Origin of the sequence: Pantoea sp. B550, from assembly GCF_024158165.1 — a bacterium.
In the GTDB taxonomy this organism is placed as follows: domain Bacteria; phylum Pseudomonadota; class Gammaproteobacteria; order Enterobacterales; family Enterobacteriaceae; genus Pantoea; species Pantoea alfalfae.
Map to the genome: position 1 here is coordinate 3769537 of NZ_JAMYXI010000003.1, position 17626 is coordinate 3787162.

Genomic DNA, 17626 nt, shown 5'->3' on the forward strand with positions numbered 1-17626 from the left:
CCACTCCTTCACTTAGCGGAAGCGGGGCGGGCGGCGTATTGTGGTTCTGCCGTCACGCACCATTGTTGATAGCGTTGATAAAGTTGTTGATAGCGGGCGACGCGCGCCGGATCGGGCTGCAGCGTCACGGCAATCGGGCTGGCCATGACCTGCTGTGCATCCGGTACGCTGGCGTGAACACCGGCGGCGACGGCGGCGAAAATGGCCGCACCCAGCGCACAGCACTCGTCAGAGGCGACGATATCCAGTGGGCGGTTCATCACATCGCAGCAGGCCTGCATAATCGCCGGGGATTTCCGCGCGATGCCACCGAGTGTCAGAATGCTCTCGACCGGAATCTGCTGCTGCTCGAAGCACTCCATAATGGCACGTGCGCCAAACGCGGTTGCCGCGACCAGACCGCCAAACAGCGCGGGGGCATCGGTGCCCAGATTCAGGTCGGTAATCACCCCTTTCAGCCGCTGATTGGCATTTGGCGTGCGGCGACCGTTAAACCAGTCCAGTACCACCGGCAGATGGTCGAGCTGCGGATTGGCAGCCCAGGCCTCGGTCAGATCCTTAATCAGATTCTTTTGCATCTCAGCCAACTGAGGCTTCAGCTCAGGATGCTGCTGCGCCGCCAGCTGTAACGGCCAGCCCAGTAAACGGCTGAACCAGGCGTAGATATCACCAAAAGCAGACTGACCCGCCTCCAGTCCGATAGCGCCTGGCACGACGCTGCCATCGACCTGACCACAGATGCCTTTAATAGCGCGATCGCCGACTTTATCTGCGTCAGCAATCAGAATGTCGCAGGTGGATGTGCCGATCACTTTCACCAGGGTATAGGGTTTAGCTCCGCCACCGACTGCGCCCATATGGCAGTCAAACGCGCCACCGGAGAGCGTGACGGTCTGCATCAGGCCCAGACGCTGTGACCATTCCGGACTGAGCGTGCCGACCGGCAGATCCGCGGTCCAGGTATCCTTGAATAACGGGGAGTCGAGCTGCTGGGTTAACAGCGGGTCGAGCGCATTAAGGAAATCGACATCGGGCAGGCCGTTCCAGTCGCCGTGCCACAGCGCTTTATGCCCGGCCGCACAGCGGCCACGGCGCAGCTTATCTGGCGCGGTCGTGCCGCTTAACAGGGCGGGTACCCAGTCGCACAGTTCGACCCAAGAGACCGCGGCCTCACGTACGGCCGCATCTTCACGCGACACGTGCAGAATCTTCGCCCAGAACCACTCCGAGGAGTAAATGCCACCGATATAGCGGCTGTAATCCTCGAAGCGGCCGCTGTGACACAGCTGATTAATCTCTTCTGCTTCTTCTATCGCCGTGTGATCTTTCCACAACACAAACATCGCGTTGGGGTTCTCCGCGAACTCCGGGCGCAGCGCCAGCACGTTGCCGTCGCGGTCAATTGGCGCCGGGGTTGACCCGGTGCTGTCAACGCCAATGCCGACTACGGCGGCGCGTTGATCGTCGCTCAGTGCATTCAGCACGCCGAGCAGCGCCTGCTCCATCGCGTCGATGTAATCCTGTGGATGGTGACGAAAACGGTTAGTGTGCGGATCGCTGTATAAGCCCTGCTGCCAGCGCGGGTAGCTGCACACCGCACTCTGCAGCTCTTTGCCGCTATGACAATCTACGGCCAGCGCACGCACCGAATCACTACCAAAGTCCAGCCCAAGGGTGATGGCTCCAGCACGCATCGGAATCTCCTGTAGTTAGTTAACTCCTGTATCCTGGGTTCGGCGCGCCAAATCAGTTAGTCATCGCTGGCTGACAATATGCACTTTTCTGTCATCGGCAGTGATTTTGTGATCCATTGCAAAAGTTAAGGTCCGGTTAAATTTGCTGAATATATGGATCATTTTGTCGTGATTTTAATGTGTGATACCGCTCTACATTTTTCTTCGCTAATACCGCTAAAACTAGCCCAGCGTCTGGACAGTCTGTCGGCACATGCCAGCCTAACGCACTGATTTATGGCTGTACCCACATAAGAAAATTAACTGGTAGCGTTTACACCAATTCGTTATTAGCAGCGAAAAATAACCTGGTACCGGAGAGCATCATGCATAAATTCACTAAAGCATTCGCGGCCATCGGCCTGGCAGCGGTTATGTCACAATCCGCTATCGCCGAGACCATGAAGCTGGGTTTTTTAGTCAAACAACCAGAGGAACCCTGGTTCCAGACTGAATGGAAATTCGCCGACAAAGCGGGCAAAGATCTTGGCTTTGATGTCATCAAAATTGCCGTGCCGGATGGTGAAAAAACCCTGAATGCCATCGACAGCCTGGCGGCCAATGGCGCGAAAGGTTTTGTTATCTGTACCCCCGATCCGAAACTTGGCTCTGCCATCATGGCAAAAGCGCGGGGCTATGGTCTGAAAGTCATCGCTGTGGATGACCAGTTCGTCACCGCGAAAGGTAAACCCATGGACACCGTGCCACTGGTGATGATGGCGGCCACCAAAATTGGTGAGCGTCAGGGTCAGGAACTCTATAAAGAGATGCAGAAACGCGGCTGGGATGTAAAAACCACTGGCGTGATGGCGATTACCGCGAATGAACTTGATACCGCACGTCGCCGTACCGGCGGCTCAATGGACGCGATCAAAGCCGCAGGCTTCCCGGCAGCGCAGATTTACCAGGTGCCAACCAAATCTAACGATATCCCAGGCGCGTTTGACGCAGGTAACTCCCTGCTGGTGCAGCATCCTGAAGTTAAACACTGGCTGATTGTCGGCATGAACGACAACACCGTGCTGGGCGGCGTGCGTGCCACCGAAGGCCAGGGCTTTAAAGCGGCTGACGTCATCGGTATCGGCATCAACGGCGTCGATGCCATCAGTGAACTGTCGAAAGACAAGGCGACTGGCTTCTACGGTTCGCTGCTGCCAAGCCCGGATATCCATGGCTATAAAAGCAGCCAGATGCTCTACAACTGGGTCAGCAAAGGTGAAGAGCCACCGAAATTCACCGAAGTTACCGATGTGGTGCTGATCACCCGTGACAACTTCAAAACTGAACTGGCGAAAAAAGGACTGATGTAACCCTGAGCCTGTCGGGCTGTCCGCAGCCTGGCATCCTTAATAGCCGATTTCGCGCCGCCTGCCGTAACAGGCCGGTGGCGCGAAAGAGTGAGGACCAACATGAACACTGATTCAGCATTTCTGTCGTTTCATGGCATCAGTAAAACCTTCCCTGGCGTGAAAGCGTTGCAGGATATCTCCTTCGACTGCCGGGGCGGTGAAGTCCATGCGCTGATGGGCGAAAACGGCGCAGGCAAATCGACGCTGTTAAAAATACTCAGCGGCAGTTATCAGCCGAGCGGCGGTGAGATTCGTATTAAAGGCAAGCCAATGAGCTTTCAGCGCACCACAGATGCGCTGGACGCGGGCGTTGCCATTATTTACCAGGAGCTGCATCTGGTACCGGAAATGAGCGTGGCGGAGAACATCTACCTCGGTCAGATTCCGCACAAGCACGGGCTGGTTAATCGTAAGCTGATGCGCTTTGAGGCGGGCGTGCAGCTGAAAAATCTCGGCATGGATATCGATCCCGATATGCCGCTGAAATACCTGTCGCTGGGGCAGTGGCAGATGGTGGAGATTGCCAAAGCGCTGGCGCGCAACGCGCGCATTATCGCCTTTGATGAGCCAACCAGCTCCCTGTCAGCGCGTGAAATCGACAACCTGTTCCGCGTCATCCGCCAGCTCCGCGAGGAGGGCCGGGTGGTGCTCTACGTTTCTCACCGCATGGAGGAGATCTTTGCCCTCAGCGATGCCATCACCGTCTTCAAAGATGGTCGCTACGTGCGGACCTTTACTGACATGGCCAACACTCATCATGACGATCTGGTGCAGGCGATGGTGGGACGTAACCTGGGTGATATCTATGGCTACTCACCGCGGGCCAAAGGCGAAGTGCGGCTGGAGCTGGACAAGGTTGAAGCGAAGGGCGTGCGGACGCCAATTTCGCTGAAAGTTCATGCCGGTGAAATCGTCGGGCTGTTTGGCCTGGTCGGAGCCGGACGCAGTGAACTGCTGAAAGGATTATTTGGCGGCACGCGGCTGCGCGGCGGTCAGGTGATCCTGGACGGTAAACCGCTGCCGCTGCGGGAGCCGATCGATGCCATCCGCGCGGGCATCATGCTCTGTCCGGAAGACCGCAAAGCCGAAGGCATTATTCCGGTGCACTCGGTGCGCGACAACATCAACATCAGCGCCCGTCGTCACAATCTCACCGCCGGTTGTCTGATTAAAAACGGCTGGGAAAACAAAAACGCCGACAGTCATATCCGCTCGCTGAACATCAAAACGCCCAGCGCTGACCAGCTGATCATGAACCTCTCCGGCGGTAACCAGCAGAAGGCGATTCTGGGACGCTGGCTCTCTGAGGATATGAAAGTGATCCTGCTGGATGAGCCAACGCGCGGCATCGATGTCGGTGCCAAACATGAAATTTACAACCTGATTTATCAACTGGCGAACCGGGGTATTGCGGTGCTGTTCGCCTCAAGCGATTTACCGGAAGTCATGGGCCTGGCCGACCGCATCGTGGTAATGCGTGAAGGTGCCATTGCCGGTGAACTGCTGCACGACGACGCCACGGAGCAGCAGACGCTGAGCCTGGCGATGCCCAAAACCACTCAAGCGGCCGCCGTGGCCTGACAGGAGATCATCATGGCTTCATCCACGACCTCAAATACGCCGCAGCCCGCTTCACGCGGCGGCCTGCAGTTAGGTCGCATCTGGGACAACTTCGGCATGCTGGTGGTATTTGCACTGCTGTTTATTGTCTGTGCGATTTTTGTGCCGAACTTCGGCTCGTTTATCAATATGAAAGGCTTAGGGCTGGCGATGTCGATGTCCGGCATGGTCGCCTGCGGCATGCTGTTCTGTCTGGCCTCCGGGGATTTTGACCTGTCGGTTGCGTCAGTTATCGCCTGTGCAGGTGTTGTGACCGCCGTGGTGATCAACATGACCGAAAGCCTGTGGATTGGTGTAGCGGCCGGTCTGGTGCTCGGCATGATCACCGGTTTTATCAACGGTTTTGTGATTGCCCGACTCAAGATCAATGCGCTGATCACCACGCTGGCGACGATGCAAATCGTGCGCGGCCTGGCTTATATCTTCTCTGACGGTAAAGCAGTCGGGATTGAAGATGAGCGCTTCTTTGAACTCGGTTTTGCCAACTGGCTTGGCGTGCCTGCGCCCATCTGGCTGACGCTGGCTACCATGCTGATCTTCGGCTTCCTGCTTAACAAAACCACCTTTGGCCGTAATACCCTGGCGATTGGCGGCAATGAAGAGGCCGCGCGACTGGCCGGTGTGCCGGTGGTGCGAACCCGTATCATCATCTTCATTCTTTCCGGTCTGGTTTCGGCGGCCGCGGGCATCATCCTGGCGTCACGTATGACCAGTGGTCAGCCAATGACCTCCATCGGCTATGAGCTGGTGGTGATTTCTGCCTGCGTACTGGGCGGCGTGTCACTGAAAGGCGGCATCGGCAAGATTTCCTACGTGGTGGCAGGGGTGTTAATTCTCGGCACCGTCGAGAATGCGATGAATTTATTGAATATCTCGCCATTCTCACAGTATGTGGTGCGCGGTCTGATACTGTTAGCTGCGGTGATTTTTGACCGTTACAAACAGAAAAAAGCCTGACTGATCGAGCCGTTGGCCCGCAGAGGCAAAGGTCTCTGCGGGCTATCCGAACAATAACAGACTGAGTGAGGACGCTATGTATCACCGCGAATTACCGGCCGAGCAGCAAAACCCCTTGTTGCCGGGCTATTCATTCAATGCCTGGCTGGTGGCGGGGCTGACGCCCATCACCGCTGATGGCCCGCTCGATTTCTTTATCGATCGCCCGCACGGCATGAAAGGTTACATTCTGAACCTCACCATCAAAGGCAAAGGGCGGGTATTCGACGGCGAGCGGGCATTTGACTGCGAACCGGGCGAAATGCTGCTGTTTCAGCCAAAAACCGCTCACTATTATGGCCGCGCGCCGGACAGCCCGCAGTGGTTCCACCGCTGGGTCTATTTCCGTCCACGCGCCTACTGGCACGACTGGCTGCGCTGGCAGGATGAGCAGGAGGGCGTGGGACGACTGCTGCTGCCGGAATCGCTGCGCGGCGAGTTCGACCGCCTGTTTGCCAGTATCGAACAAACCCATAACTCGGGCCGTCGCTTTGCGGAAGAGCTGGCGATGAACCTGCTGGAGCGACTGCTGCTGCGCGCCGTTGAAGAAGATCCGCGCAGCCATCAGCTAATCCGCGATCCGCGCGTGATTGAAGCCTGCCAGTATGTGACCAACCATCTCGCCAGCGAGGTGAAGATTGAAGAGGTGGCACGTCACGTCTGTCTTTCACCGTCGCGGCTGGCGCACCTGTTCCGCGAGCAGATGGGTGTGAATCTGCTACGCTGGCGTGAAGATCAGCGCGTTATCCGCGCTAAACTGCTGCTGCAGACTACCCAGGAACCTATCGCCTCGGTAGGGCGTGAAGTGGGTTACGATGACCAGCTCTACTTCTCACGGGTATTCCGCAAGCGTGTTGGTGTCAGTCCCAGCGACTTCCGCCGTCGCAATCAGGATGCGCACGACAGCCTGGCGGCGCAGACGGCCTGGCCCCTGGCGCGAAGTGCTATCTCCTAGTTTTTTCGGGGGATTCCGCCTTGTCCTCACCTGGTTAATAGTCTTAAATCAATCAGGTTATCAACTAAGAGCCTGCCATACAGGCTCTGAGAGGAATCCAAATGAGCGATAAATTACGTGTTGGTCTGATCGGCTACGGCTTTGCCAGTAAAACGTTTCATGCCCCGCTGATTGCGGGAACGCCGGACGTCGAACTGGCCGCCATTTCCAGTAGCGACGCCAGCAAAGTTCACGCCGACTGGCCCGCCGTGAAGGTGGTGGCCGATCCTCAGGCGCTGCTGGACGACCCGACTCTGCAATTGATTGTTATTCCTACCCCTAATGATACTCACTTCCCGCTGGCTAAAGCGGCGCTGAACGCCGGTAAACATGTGGTGGTCGATAAGCCGTTTACCGTGACGTTGTCACAGGCACGTGAGCTGGATGCGCTGGCGAAAGCCAAAGGGCTGCTGCTGTCGGTGTTCCACAACCGACGCTGGGACAGTGACTTTCTGACGCTGAAATCCCTGCTTGAAGCAGGTTCATTGGGTGACGTGCGCTACTTCGAATCGCATTTTGACCGTTTCCGTCTGGAAGTGCGTAATCGCTGGCGTGAAATGAAGGGCGCAGGCAGCGGAATCTGGTATGACCTGGGACCGCATCTGCTGGACCAGGCGCTGCAGCTGTTTGGCCCGCCGGTCGCCATCAATGTCGATCTGGCCGAAATGCGTCCGGGTGCGCAGACCACCGACTACTTCCACGCCACGCTGACCTATCCGCAGCGCCGCGTCGTGCTGCACGCCAGCATGCTGGTGGCAGCGGAATCTGCGCGTTATACCGTCCACGGCACGCGCGGCAGTTACGTCAAATATGGTCTGGATCCGCAGGAAGATCGCCTGAAGTCAGGTGATTTCCCGCCGCAGGCAGACTGGGGCTATGACATGCGTGATGGTACTCTGACGCTGGTTGACGGAGATTCCCTGACCGAAACGACCCAGCTGACCCAGCCGGGCAACTATCCTGCTTACTATGCAGGCATCCGCGATGCGATTGCCGGACGCGGTAATAATCCGGTGACGGCGGAAGAGGCGATTCAGGTGATGGAGCTGATCGAGCTGGGTCTGCAATCCGCCGAGAAACGCCAGACGCTGTCGCTGAAGCGCGTTTAATCTGTAGGTGCAATACGGGCTGGGTACCAGCCTGTCAGATTGCTAACAAGCCCGTAGCGTGAATCAGACAGCAATAAATCTGTTTAGCGCGCAGGGACTACGGTCAGAAGAGGAAAGCGTCCCACGCTATGGACAAAAACGCCAGGCGTTTTTGAACAACGCAACGCGTTGGCCCGGTACGGGCGCACCTCAGGGATGAGGTGCGTAATTGCGTGGGCCGAGCGTGTCACGGATGACGGCTTTTGCGTCTTTCCGATCTGACCGTAGTCTCTGCGCAGGCTCGGTCCCACAGCGAAAAGATCTATACCTCGTTACCATAAAAACGGGCCGGTTATCCGGCCCGTTTTTTGTCGCTACGCTTCAGGATTACTGCACGCGAGCGCGAATAGCCGCTTTCTCAGCGTCGCTGAGGAAGGCAATCGTCAGACCATTCTCCTGCGCCTGACGGATCTGTGCCGCGCTCAGACCGGCAGCCGGTGCGGCATGATGATATTCATGCGCCAGTTCAATGCCCTGAACCGCGGGATCATCGGTATTGATGGTCGCCAGAATGCCATGCTCAAGGAAGGTCTTCAGCGGATGCTGCGCCAGTGAAGGCACGGTGCTGGTCTGGATGTTGGAGGTCAGGCAGGACTCAATACCAATATGGTGCTCCGCCAGGAAATCCATCAGCGCGCGATCTTCAATCGCTTTCACGCCGTGACCGATACGTTCTGCGCCCAGCTCACGAATTGCCTGCCAGATGCTCTCCGGACCAGCTGCTTCGCCCGCATGCACGGTAACGCGGAAACCGGCATCGCGCGCCTGGGTAAAGTGACTCAGGAACTCGCTGCCCGGGAAGCCCAGCTCATCACCCGCAAGATCGACCGCAGTGATATGATCGCGGTGGGCAAGCAGACCTTCCAGCTCGCTGAGGCAGGCATCTTCGCCAAAGGTCCGGCTCATAATCCCAATCAGACGCACGTCGATATCGTGCTGCTGACGGCCTGCGCGCACGCCGTCAATGACCGCTTCCACCACACCGGCAATTGGCAGATTGTGGGTCATCGCCATATAACCGGGCGAAAAACGCAGTTCAGCATAATGAATGCCCGCGCGCGCGGCATCTTCGACATTTTCCTGCGCAATGCGGCGGCAGGCATCCAGATCGCCCAGCACTTTCACGCCCCAGTCGAGTTTCTGCAGGAAGCTCACCAGATCAGGTTCATTCTGGCCAACCTGCACATGCGGACGCAGCGTCTCCAGGGTTGATGCGGGCAGGGCGAGATTAAACTGGCGGCCTAAATCAAGAATGGTTTGTGCACGAATGTTGCCATCAAGGTGGCGGTGAATATCAGTCAGAGGAATTTTAGAATCGATCATGGCGCACTCGCTGAGTTGTCGGTGAAGTGCAGAGCATTATAAAAATATCTTGCGCAACAGCGCCAGCTATTTGCGCAACAGCCGCGCCGGATGCTGCTTAATTACCCATAACTGGCGGGCAAACTCACTTCCGCAGCGGTCAGGCATAAAAAAAGCGACCCGGAGGTCGCCTTTGGTGGAAGACAGCGCTTACTGCGGCATGCCTTCGCTGGTCGGCATACCCAGCATATAACGGGACAGAAACTGTTCCAGCGTCATCTTGTCGCCGTTCATGTTCACCTGACCGTTGGTGTACTGCAGGCTGGTCACGATGTTGTTATCCTGCTGTTGAGTCAGGCGGAACATCTGACCCATCGCCGCCAGACCTTTAACCTGCTGATCCGCCAGCTTCTGCGCGTCGTCGGCCTGATAACCTTCAGCCAGACCCACTTTATGCATGGTTTCGGTTGCCATCGGCATATTGATGACCAGCTTGCTGTCCAGACTTTTCAGTACCCGATCAACCATAGCGCTCAGAGTCTGGGCTTCACCGGTAACAGCAGAAGGGTCATTGAAGCTGGCCGTCAGATTAAAGGTGCTTTCACCTTTGTCATTCTTCCAGCTCAGCGGAGCGATGCTGATGGATGGCGAGCCTTTCAGCAGCATCGGCAGATTGGCCATCAGAATCTGATGTATGCCTGCCTGATAGCGGATAGGATCTTCTGCAACGCCAGGCTGGGTCAGCAGTTCCTGCATCTGTTGGTTATAACGATCGGAGAACGCTTTGACCGCCTGCGCATCAAACTGTGACAGCTTCATTTTCAGCGCTGCCTGACCAAAGTCCTGCTTCTGCAGCTGAACGCTTTCAACCTTGTAGTCGATATTGCCGCCAATTTTACCGGCGCTGTTGTCGAAAGAGGAGGTGCCTTTCATTTTGTGCAGCGTCAGGGCGTCCTGACCATTGATGCTGGCATTTACCTTCTCAATACCGACCGACTGATCGCCGATGCGTACGCCTTCGGGGCTGAGGTGCGTGTTACCGCTCAGCTTCAGACCATTGACAGTGAACAGTACCGGCTGGCCCATCTCATTTTTACTGGTCAGCGCGAGGCTATCCACATCGCTGTCCAGCGACACTTTATCGCCTTTATTATCGGCGCTGATGTTGAAAGTGCCGCCATTGGTGGCAAAACGTTCACCGGTTTGCGCATTCTGATAATCAACCGGCAGGACACGCAGTGCGGTATCGGTAGCACCGCTGTAGCCGATGCGGGTGTCTGCGTTAATCAGCGATTTATTGCCGGTCAGCTCAAACAGCTTCTTCACCGCATCGGTGTTAGCCAGCTCGGTATGAACAGATGCCATGCTCGGGATCAGATTGAAATGCCTGAGCTGCGCAAACGGGAAAGGGCCATGATCGATGGTTTCATTCAGGATGATGCTCTGACCCGGCTTAAGCAGCGGATTATCTTCCGTCTGCGAATTGGCCTGAACCACCAGATTCACCTTGCTGCTGAACACGCCGCGCTGATAGTCCTGATAGCTGATCTTCAGTCGACTGTTAGGGGCATAAGCGTTCAGCTGTGCATTGGCGTTCTGCACCAGCTCATCCCTGTGACTTTCAATTTGCTTGCCGGTGAACCACGCCGCGCCAGTCCAGACTACGCCCAGTGCGATGATGACACCTACGGCAACATTGGTCTTTTTCATTGCTGATTCGTCCTTATCCTTGAGTCCGCTTATGCCGCAGGTTTACCCCAGCGACCGAAGAAAAACGCCCGCAGGCGTTTAAAAGCTAATAGGTTGAAATAATAGCAGTTAACAGAGATTCCGTCAGCCGCGCTGCCCTAAGTCGTTAAATACCCGCGCCAGTCGGCCCGTACCGGCGACCGTTACTGGCGATTCGCTGGCGGCAATGAAGCAGGATTCACCCGGTTTTAGCGTCAGTTGCTGATCGCCTTTGGCGATGACCGCCTGGCCTTCGATGCAGAACAGCAGGGCAGCGCTCTGCTGCGCCAGCGATTGCGGTTCTGCATTCAGGCTATGGATGGCAAAGGCAAAATCTTCCACCGGAATCGGGAAGCGCAGCATGTTGCCCTGTTGCTCTGGCTCCGTCAGCAGCGAGCTGGCAGGCTTCTCCTCAAACTTCAGGTTGGCCATCAGCTCGTCGATATCGATATATTTCAGGGTTAAACCGGCTCGTAATACGTTATCAGAGTTGGCCATCACCTCCAGCGCTACGCCTTTCAGATACGCGTGCGGGGTTTCAGCGTAGAGGAACATTGCCTCGCCGGGCTGCAGGGTGATGACATTCAGCAGCAGCGGTGAAAACAGGCCGCTGTCGTCAGGATATTCAGCCGCAATCATGCGGATGGTTTCCCACGGCTCGCCCTGCTGCGCATCAAGTGCGGATTTCAGCACGCCCAGCGCCAGCGATTTCGCCTCACCCTCCAGTGACAGCAGGGTCGAGAACAGCGCAGCAAGCGTCTCCCGATCGGGATGTTGCAGAAAATGGGCAATCTGAGGATGTGCACCTGCAACCGGCTCGAGCAGTGAGACCATCTGCGTCAGCGTGCGAAAGCCATTCATTGCCTGAAACGGCGTCAGCGCATAGACCAGCTCCGGCTTGTGGTTTGCATCTTTATAGTTGCGCTCGGCGGCCGTCAGGGGAATCCCCGCCGCATTCTCACGGGTAAAGCCCACTTCGGCCGCACGTTTGCTGGGATGGACCTGAATCGACAGCGGCTGATCGGCACACAGCACTTTAAACAGGAACGGCAATTCACCAAAGCGCTGTGCCACCGCGTCGCCCAGCATCGCGGCGGGCGCCGCATCAATCACGTCACGTAACGAACGCTCGCTGCCCTGATCCATCACGATAGAGGGACTTTTCGGATGTGCGCCCATCCACAGCTCTGCCATCGGCAGGCCCTCGGGATTGGCAATCCCATACAGCTCAGTCAACGCTGTTTTGCTGCCCCATGCGTAATTTTGCAGCGAGTTATTCATTTTTTGCATTATGTAACCCTTTATCACGGGAAATTATTGCGGCTATTAAAACAGAAACTACCGGTAAAAATACATATCCAGCGCAAAAGGACGCTAAGCTCTGATAATGTTAAATTATTGTATATCAGTATCCTGACCGCCGGGTTATCGATTGCGATGACAGAACGGGCGATCATTCTTTTAAAAAACAGGTGAAGGAGACGTATTCATGGCAGCCAATCGCATTGAGAAAGATTCAATGGGCCCCATCGATGTACCGGCAGACAAACTGTGGGGCGCGCAGACGCAGCGCTCACTGGAACACTTCCGTATCTCAACCGAAAAAATGCCGACCGCGCTGGTGCATGCGCTGGCACTGACCAAGCGCGCCGCGGCCAGCGTAAACCGCGATCTGGGGCTACTGCCTGCTGACCGCGCGGATGCGATTGTCAGCGCGGCGGATGAAGTGCTGGCGGATAAGCATGCGGACGAGTTCCCGCTGGCGATCTGGCAGACCGGTTCCGGCACCCAGACCAATATGAACATGAATGAGGTGCTGGCAAACCGCGCGAGTGAAATCCTCGGCGGGGAGCGCGGGATGTCGCGCCTGGTCCATCCTAACGACGATGTGAACAAGAGCCAGAGCTCCAACGACGTCTTCCCGACGGCGATGCATGTTGCCGCCGTGATCGCCCTGCGCGAACAGTTAATACCTCAGATTCAGGTACTGAAAAAGACGCTGAGCCAGAAGTCTGACGCCTTTAAAGACATCGTTAAGATTGGTCGTACTCACCTGCAGGATGCGACGCCGCTGACGCTGGGCCAGGAGATTTCCGGATGGGTAGCGATGCTGGAGCACAACCTGAAGCATATCGAACAGAGCATTCCGCACGTGGCGGAGCTGGCGCTGGGCGGAACCGCCGTAGGCACCGGTCTGAACACCCATCCGGAGTATGCAGTGCGCGTGGCGAAGGCGCTGGCCGATCTGACGCAGCAGCCATTTGTCACCGCACCCAACAAGTTTGAGGCACTGGCAACCTGTGATGCGCTGGTGCATGCGCATGGCGCGCTAAAAGGGCTTGCCGCCTCGCTGATGAAAATTGCCAATGACGTACGCTGGCTCTCTTCCGGCCCGCGCTGCGGCATTGGCGAAATCGCCATTCCGGAAAACGAACCTGGCAGCTCAATCATGCCGGGCAAAGTTAACCCAACGCAGTGTGAAGCGATGACCATGCTTTGCTGTCAGGTGATGGGAAACGACGTGGCGATCAACATGGGCGGCGCGTCGGGTAACTTTGAGCTTAACGTTTTCCGTCCGATGGTGATCCATAACTTCCTGCAATCGATTCGCCTGCTGGCGGATGGCATGGACAGCTTTAACCATCACTGTGCCGTCGGCATTGAGCCGGTGCGTGAGCGCATCGATCAACTGCTCAACGAATCACTGATGCTGGTGACCGCGCTGAACACCCACATCGGCTATGACAAAGCGGCTGAAATTGCCAAGAAGGCGCATAAAGAGGGGCTGACGCTGAAGGGTTCGGCGCTGAAGCTGGGGTATCTGACCGAAGAGGAGTTTGATGCCTGGGTTCGTCCGGAAGAGATGGTCGGCAGCATGAAGTCGTAAGGTCAGCGATGAAGAAGAGGCCAGCGAATGCTGGCCTTTTTTTTATATCGGGCAATCGACCCACAGATGCAGTCGGGGTATCAGCAGATTAAGCGGTTCAGCGGCGGGCTTATGACGATGCGTAATGTTATCGGCGTCGTAATTAAGCAGCTCGCCCAATACCGGAACCTGACTGCGATCGCGACAGATCACCAGGATCGGTGAAGGGCAGGCCAGCTGGGTCTGTTTTTGTTCATCCGCGCGCCAGACGCGTGCCACCGGCTGGACTTTCACCGGGCGCTTGATTTTCAGCCGTGCCGAGGCGGGCAGGGCACGCACGCTTGCCAGCTCCTCCTGCACTTTTTCCGCCCACTGTTCGCGTGACCAGGGTGCCTTCGCGCGTCCCGACTTCAGGCTTTTTTCCAGCTGGGCGATCACCTCTTCACGCTTAAGATTCTTGATAATGTGCTTGTTGGCCCAGCCGAAACGCAGGCTGTCAGGGGCGCTGAGCAGGGTGATCGTGCGATAGGCATTCAGGGTAATCAGGCCGCGCAGGTGCTGGTGGACGAACTCAAAACGCGCTTCGCTCGGCAGGCCCGAGTCTACCGTGATCAGTTGCTCCAGCCGGGCTTTCAACTGGTTGATGAGGTCGACCAGCGAGCCGATCTCCGCTTCCCGCTGCGCATCGCATTCAATACAGAGCGCGCCGGGTAAGCGAACGGCAGCCTTGGTGCTGAGCTGTTCGGACTGATGCTGCATAAACAGGCGGCAATAATGATCAAGTGCCATCTTCAACGCGCTCTCACCGAGATGCTGTTCAACGGCAATCTGAGTTATCGCTTCATGTTCACGGCCTTTCACCACCGGCGGCAGGCTGAAGATGCGGGCGATCAGCAAAGGCTGCGCCTCAATCTGCTGACGCAACTCGCCCAGCGCCAGTTCCAGGTCGTTTACACACTGATGCATATCAGCCACTAAGTCGTAGCGCGTCATGTCGTGCCTCCATAGTTACAACGTTCACAATGTGGCAGAAGCCTGGCGAGGATGCAAGCACCATATAGTTACAACATACTGAAAGTGTTTTACTCAAAACCGTGCAGCCTGCGTAGCTATCCAGTCAAAAGGGCATCACGCATTTTGGCTTATCGCGGAACATGTTATAAAAACGGTTCGCCTGCTAACCAAGAGATTGCCTGTGAATCAGAACAACAAACCCGGTATCGCCGCCATTTTCACCCTGGGCCTGGTGCAGATCCTGTCATGGGGCGGGTCATTCTACCTGATGGCGGTGATGGCGAATCCGATTGCGGCTGAGACAGGCTGGTCACAGCAGTGGATCTACGGCGCGCTCTCGACGGGAATACTGGTGTCAGGCCTGCTGTCACCGCTGGCTGGCAGGATTATCGCCCATACCGGCGGTCGTCTGTTACTGGCGTTAAGCGGTCTGGTAATGGCGGTGGGGCTGGTGATAATGGCGGTCAGCGACTCGCTGCCGCTGTTTCTGTTTGCCTGGGTGATCATCGGCATCGGTATGGCGATGGGCCTTTATGATGCCCTGTTTGCCACACTCGGCACCTGCTATGGCGGTCAGGCACGTTCAGCGATCACCGGTATTACGCTGATTTCAGGCTTCTGTACCACGCTCGTCTGGCCCGGCACAGCGTTACTGATTCATGGATTTGGCTGGCGGGATGCGTCACTGATTATTGCGGCAATGATGGTGATCTGCGTGCTGCCTGCCTATCTGTTTGCCTTACCGGCGAGCCATGCTAAGCCGCCTGCAAAAAGGGCGGTTAAACAGTCTGCCATGCCGGAGATTGAACCTGCGCTGTTCTGGCTGCTGTGCGCCATTTTTACTCTCGCGTCTGTGATCATGACGGCGATTTCTGTGCAGCTTATCGCGCTGTTGCAGGCGAGTGGCCATACGCTGACGTCGGCGCTGGCGATCAGCGCCGTACTTGGCCCGTGCCAGGTGGGATCCCGACTCGTCGATATCGCCTTTAAACGCAGTCATCCGATCCGCACTACCTTTTTTTCTGTCGGGCTGGTGGCGCTGGGCCTGCTATTACTGGCACTTTTTCCGCAGATGGCGCTGCTGAGCATGGTGCTGTATGGCGCAGGAAATGGCTTACGCGCCATCGTGCGCGGAACTTTACCGCTGGCGATGGTCAAACCAGAGTCTTACGCGATTGTAGTGGGTAAAATGGCCCGCCCGGCATTAATGGGACAGGCACTGACACCGCTGATGGGTGGATATGTGTTTGAAAAGATGGGTGCATCGGCGACGCTGTGGTTGCTTTGCGCTTTAGCAATCTTTAACGTGGTGCTGGTTATGGCGCTAAAGCAGCGATTACCGGCGGCGTCGGTCACCACCGCATGATCGCACTGTTCTCCGTGTTCAGCAGAATAAGGACAAAGAACAGGGTAAGCACCTTGTGCTATCAGGCCTCAGCCTTTGGTGAATACGTGCCTTGTCACCGTGGGCTTGCTTCAAAAAAGCAACAGTGTTTGTTATATTTATTGCTCATTGATTGTTCACTTATGCGGCAATAAAACAATAAGATGCACCGCAACTCAGGATAAAGAAATGCTTGATTACCGCTTCCCGACAGCTTTGCAAATGGTTCTGAGCGTAGCTATGGCGGAGCAAATGGGTAAACGCTCTACCAGCGCGATTCTGGCCTACGGGCTTGAAGCGAATCCCAGTTTCATTCGAAAATTAATGGTCCCGCTGACCCGTGACGGCATTATCGTCTCTACGCTGGGCCGAACCGGTTCGATTCATCTGGGCCGTCCTGCGGCGGAAATCACCCTGCGGGATATCTATGTCTCAGTGATTGAAGACAAAAAAATCTGGGCTGCGCGCCCTGACGTCGCGCCGCGCTGTCTGGTCAGTGCCAACCTCTGCTGGTACTTTAAGTCGATAGCCGATGAAGCCGAGCAGGCGTCGCTGGATGTGCTGGCAAAACGCACCGTGGCAGACGCACTGAACGAACTGAAGAAACGCGATACCAGCAACTGCACCGCCGTGCCGGAACCTGAACCCGAAGAGAGTGAAGAACTCTGCAAAAAAGGCCGCTGATTAGCGGCTTTTTTTATGCCTGCTGAACGTCCATTTCTGAGCCACTTCTTTCCCAAACCTGCAACACAGGCCTTCTCTCCGTAAATTCCATCTTGACCTCTTACCGTATCGTAATAAAATGACTTCACTGGGTGAAGTCGCGAAGGTCAGGATGAACACCGTTGTCAGGGACTTACGGAAAAAACAGCGTGAAACGTTGGAGCAGGTTTTTCAAATGCCGCCGCCGTCCGGACTGAAATGGCAGGCAGTTGAGTCATTATCAGGGCTCTGGGTGGTGAGATTAAAGAAGGCAGTGGTTCACGGGTGCGTTTTCTTCTCAGAGGAAGAATAGCGCGTTTTCACCGGCCGCATCCTTCGCCAGACACCGACAGAGGGGCTGTTATTAATCTGCGTGAATGGCTGGAAAGTATTGGAGTCGATCCTTATGAATAATCGTTCAAATTCATCAATCACCGTCGCCGGGCAACCCGCCGTGATCACCTATGTTCCTGAACTCCACATGTTCCGTGGGCGTTTTACTGGCCTGTCAGGCTACTGTGATTTTGTCTCTGACAGCGTACAGGGGCTGTACAAAGAGGGCGAGATTTCGCTGCGCGAATACCTGGAAGATTGTGCAGCCTCCGGCATTAATCCCTATGCTGAGCAGGAAAAAATTAAGACCTTTACGCTGCGCTATCCTGAATCGATGGGAGAGCGCCTGTCTCAGGCTGCCGCGCAAAATGAAACCTCGCTGAATGCGTTTATCATTGAAACGCTGAATGAAAGATTGAAGCGGCGCTAATCAACATGTTGCCAGTCACAGACAAAA

General features: G+C 56.1%; 14 protein-coding genes and 1 pseudogene. 10 read left to right on the plus strand and 5 right to left on the minus strand.

The window, feature by feature from the left end; all coding sequences use genetic code 11:
* Positions 1–8: 8 nt before the first annotated feature.
* Positions 9–1694, minus strand: a complete 1686-nt coding sequence (locus NIM72_RS20715; protein ID WP_161732446.1) for a ribulokinase — start codon at positions 1692–1694, stop codon at positions 9–11.
* Positions 1695–2059: 365 nt separating this feature from the next.
* On the opposite strand from NIM72_RS20715, the gene NIM72_RS20720 reads away from it, so the two are divergent.
* The 5 genes from NIM72_RS20720 (at position 2060) to NIM72_RS20740 (ending at position 7801) form a co-directional block, all read left to right on the plus strand.
* Positions 2060–3043, plus strand: a complete 984-nt coding sequence (locus tag NIM72_RS20720) for an arabinose ABC transporter substrate-binding protein (protein WP_003853437.1) — start codon at positions 2060–2062, stop codon at positions 3041–3043.
* A 99-nt stretch (positions 3044–3142) separates the two neighbouring features.
* A complete protein-coding gene (gene araG / locus NIM72_RS20725) occupies positions 3143–4663 on the plus strand; it encodes an L-arabinose ABC transporter ATP-binding protein AraG (protein WP_161732444.1) in 1521 nt (506 codons plus the stop codon).
* 12 nt (positions 4664–4675) lie between these two features.
* On the plus strand, positions 4676–5659 hold the full coding sequence (araH, locus tag NIM72_RS20730; RefSeq protein WP_013357784.1) for an L-arabinose ABC transporter permease AraH: 984 nt from the start codon (positions 4676–4678) through the stop codon (positions 5657–5659).
* 76 nt (positions 5660–5735) lie between these two features.
* Entirely contained in the window at positions 5736–6653 is a 918-nt protein-coding gene (gene araC, locus NIM72_RS20735) for an arabinose operon transcriptional regulator AraC (RefSeq protein WP_003853440.1), read from the plus strand.
* A gap of 101 nt (positions 6654–6754) precedes the next feature.
* Positions 6755–7801 carry an oxidoreductase gene (locus tag NIM72_RS20740; protein WP_161732442.1) on the plus strand — a complete coding sequence of 349 codons (1047 nt, stop codon included), beginning with the start codon at positions 6755–6757 and terminating at the stop codon, positions 7799–7801.
* 366 nt (positions 7802–8167) lie between these two features.
* Here the strand turns inward: NIM72_RS20740 and add are convergent, their stop codons facing one another.
* From add to manA, 3 genes are all read right to left on the minus strand, one after another.
* Positions 8168–9163, minus strand: coding sequence for an adenosine deaminase (gene add, locus NIM72_RS20745; protein ID WP_161732440.1), 996 nt, complete (start codon positions 9161–9163; stop codon positions 8168–8170).
* A gap of 189 nt (positions 9164–9352) precedes the next feature.
* Positions 9353–10852, minus strand: a complete 1500-nt coding sequence (locus NIM72_RS20750) for a YdgA family protein (protein WP_253421819.1) — start codon at positions 10850–10852, stop codon at positions 9353–9355.
* A gap of 123 nt (positions 10853–10975) precedes the next feature.
* Positions 10976–12160, minus strand: coding sequence for a mannose-6-phosphate isomerase (manA, locus tag NIM72_RS20755; RefSeq protein WP_253421822.1), 1185 nt, complete (start codon positions 12158–12160; stop codon positions 10976–10978).
* A gap of 199 nt (positions 12161–12359) precedes the next feature.
* Here manA and fumC point away from each other — a divergent pair, with 199 nt between their 5' ends.
* Positions 12360–13757 carry a class II fumarate hydratase gene (fumC, locus tag NIM72_RS20760; RefSeq protein ID WP_161732435.1) on the plus strand — a complete coding sequence of 466 codons (1398 nt, stop codon included), beginning with the start codon at positions 12360–12362 and terminating at the stop codon, positions 13755–13757.
* Positions 13758–13799: 42 nt separating this feature from the next.
* Here the strand turns inward: fumC and tus are convergent, their stop codons facing one another.
* Positions 13800–14729 (minus strand): DNA replication terminus site-binding protein, encoded by a 930-nt coding sequence (gene tus, locus NIM72_RS20765; protein ID WP_161732433.1) that lies wholly within the window; start codon positions 14727–14729, stop codon positions 13800–13802.
* Between the two features lie 202 nt (positions 14730–14931).
* Between tus and NIM72_RS20770 the strand changes: the two genes are divergently transcribed.
* From NIM72_RS20770 to NIM72_RS20785, 4 genes and pseudogenes are all read left to right on the plus strand, one after another.
* The gene (locus tag NIM72_RS20770; protein WP_253421825.1) at positions 14932–16116 is read left to right on the plus strand and encodes an MFS transporter; all 1185 of its coding nucleotides are present in this window, start codon (positions 14932–14934) and stop codon (positions 16114–16116) included.
* 207 nt (positions 16117–16323) lie between these two features.
* Positions 16324–16818 (plus strand): Rrf2 family transcriptional regulator, encoded by a 495-nt coding sequence (locus tag NIM72_RS20775; RefSeq protein WP_161732429.1) that lies wholly within the window; start codon positions 16324–16326, stop codon positions 16816–16818.
* Between the two features lie 151 nt (positions 16819–16969).
* Positions 16970–17250 (plus strand): annotated as a pseudogene (locus NIM72_RS20780) (type II toxin-antitoxin system HicA family toxin).
* On the plus strand, positions 17243–17599 hold the full coding sequence (locus NIM72_RS20785; RefSeq protein ID WP_161732427.1) for a type II toxin-antitoxin system HicB family antitoxin: 357 nt from the start codon (positions 17243–17245) through the stop codon (positions 17597–17599). The pseudogene NIM72_RS20780 and the gene NIM72_RS20785 overlap by 8 nt, the downstream one beginning before the upstream one ends.
* Positions 17600–17626 lie beyond the last annotated feature (27 nt).

What these genes read in the sequence shown, in the direction of transcription:
- fumC (WP_161732435.1), top strand. Translation starts at nt 12,360, where the DNA reads ATGGCAGCCAATCGCATTGAGAAAGATTCAATGGGCCCCATCGATGTA.
- araC (WP_003853440.1), top strand. Translation starts at nt 5,736, where the DNA reads ATGTATCACCGCGAATTACCGGCCGAGCAGCAAAACCCCTTGTTGCCG.
- NIM72_RS20715 (WP_161732446.1), bottom strand. Translation starts at nt 1,694, where the DNA reads ATGCGTGCTGGAGCCATCACCCTTGGGCTGGACTTTGGTAGTGATTCG.
- add (WP_161732440.1), bottom strand. Translation starts at nt 9,163, where the DNA reads ATGATCGATTCTAAAATTCCTCTGACTGATATTCACCGCCACCTTGAT.
- NIM72_RS20740 (WP_161732442.1), top strand. Translation starts at nt 6,755, where the DNA reads ATGAGCGATAAATTACGTGTTGGTCTGATCGGCTACGGCTTTGCCAGT.
- NIM72_RS20785 (WP_161732427.1), top strand. Translation starts at nt 17,243, where the DNA reads ATGAATAATCGTTCAAATTCATCAATCACCGTCGCCGGGCAACCCGCC.
- NIM72_RS20720 (WP_003853437.1), top strand. Translation starts at nt 2,060, where the DNA reads ATGCATAAATTCACTAAAGCATTCGCGGCCATCGGCCTGGCAGCGGTT.
- araG (WP_161732444.1), top strand. Translation starts at nt 3,143, where the DNA reads ATGAACACTGATTCAGCATTTCTGTCGTTTCATGGCATCAGTAAAACC.
- araH (WP_013357784.1), top strand. Translation starts at nt 4,676, where the DNA reads ATGGCTTCATCCACGACCTCAAATACGCCGCAGCCCGCTTCACGCGGC.
- NIM72_RS20775 (WP_161732429.1), top strand. Translation starts at nt 16,324, where the DNA reads ATGCTTGATTACCGCTTCCCGACAGCTTTGCAAATGGTTCTGAGCGTA.
- tus (WP_161732433.1), bottom strand. Translation starts at nt 14,729, where the DNA reads ATGACGCGCTACGACTTAGTGGCTGATATGCATCAGTGTGTAAACGAC.
- NIM72_RS20750 (WP_253421819.1), bottom strand. Translation starts at nt 10,852, where the DNA reads ATGAAAAAGACCAATGTTGCCGTAGGTGTCATCATCGCACTGGGCGTA.
- manA (WP_253421822.1), bottom strand. Translation starts at nt 12,160, where the DNA reads ATGCAAAAAATGAATAACTCGCTGCAAAATTACGCATGGGGCAGCAAA.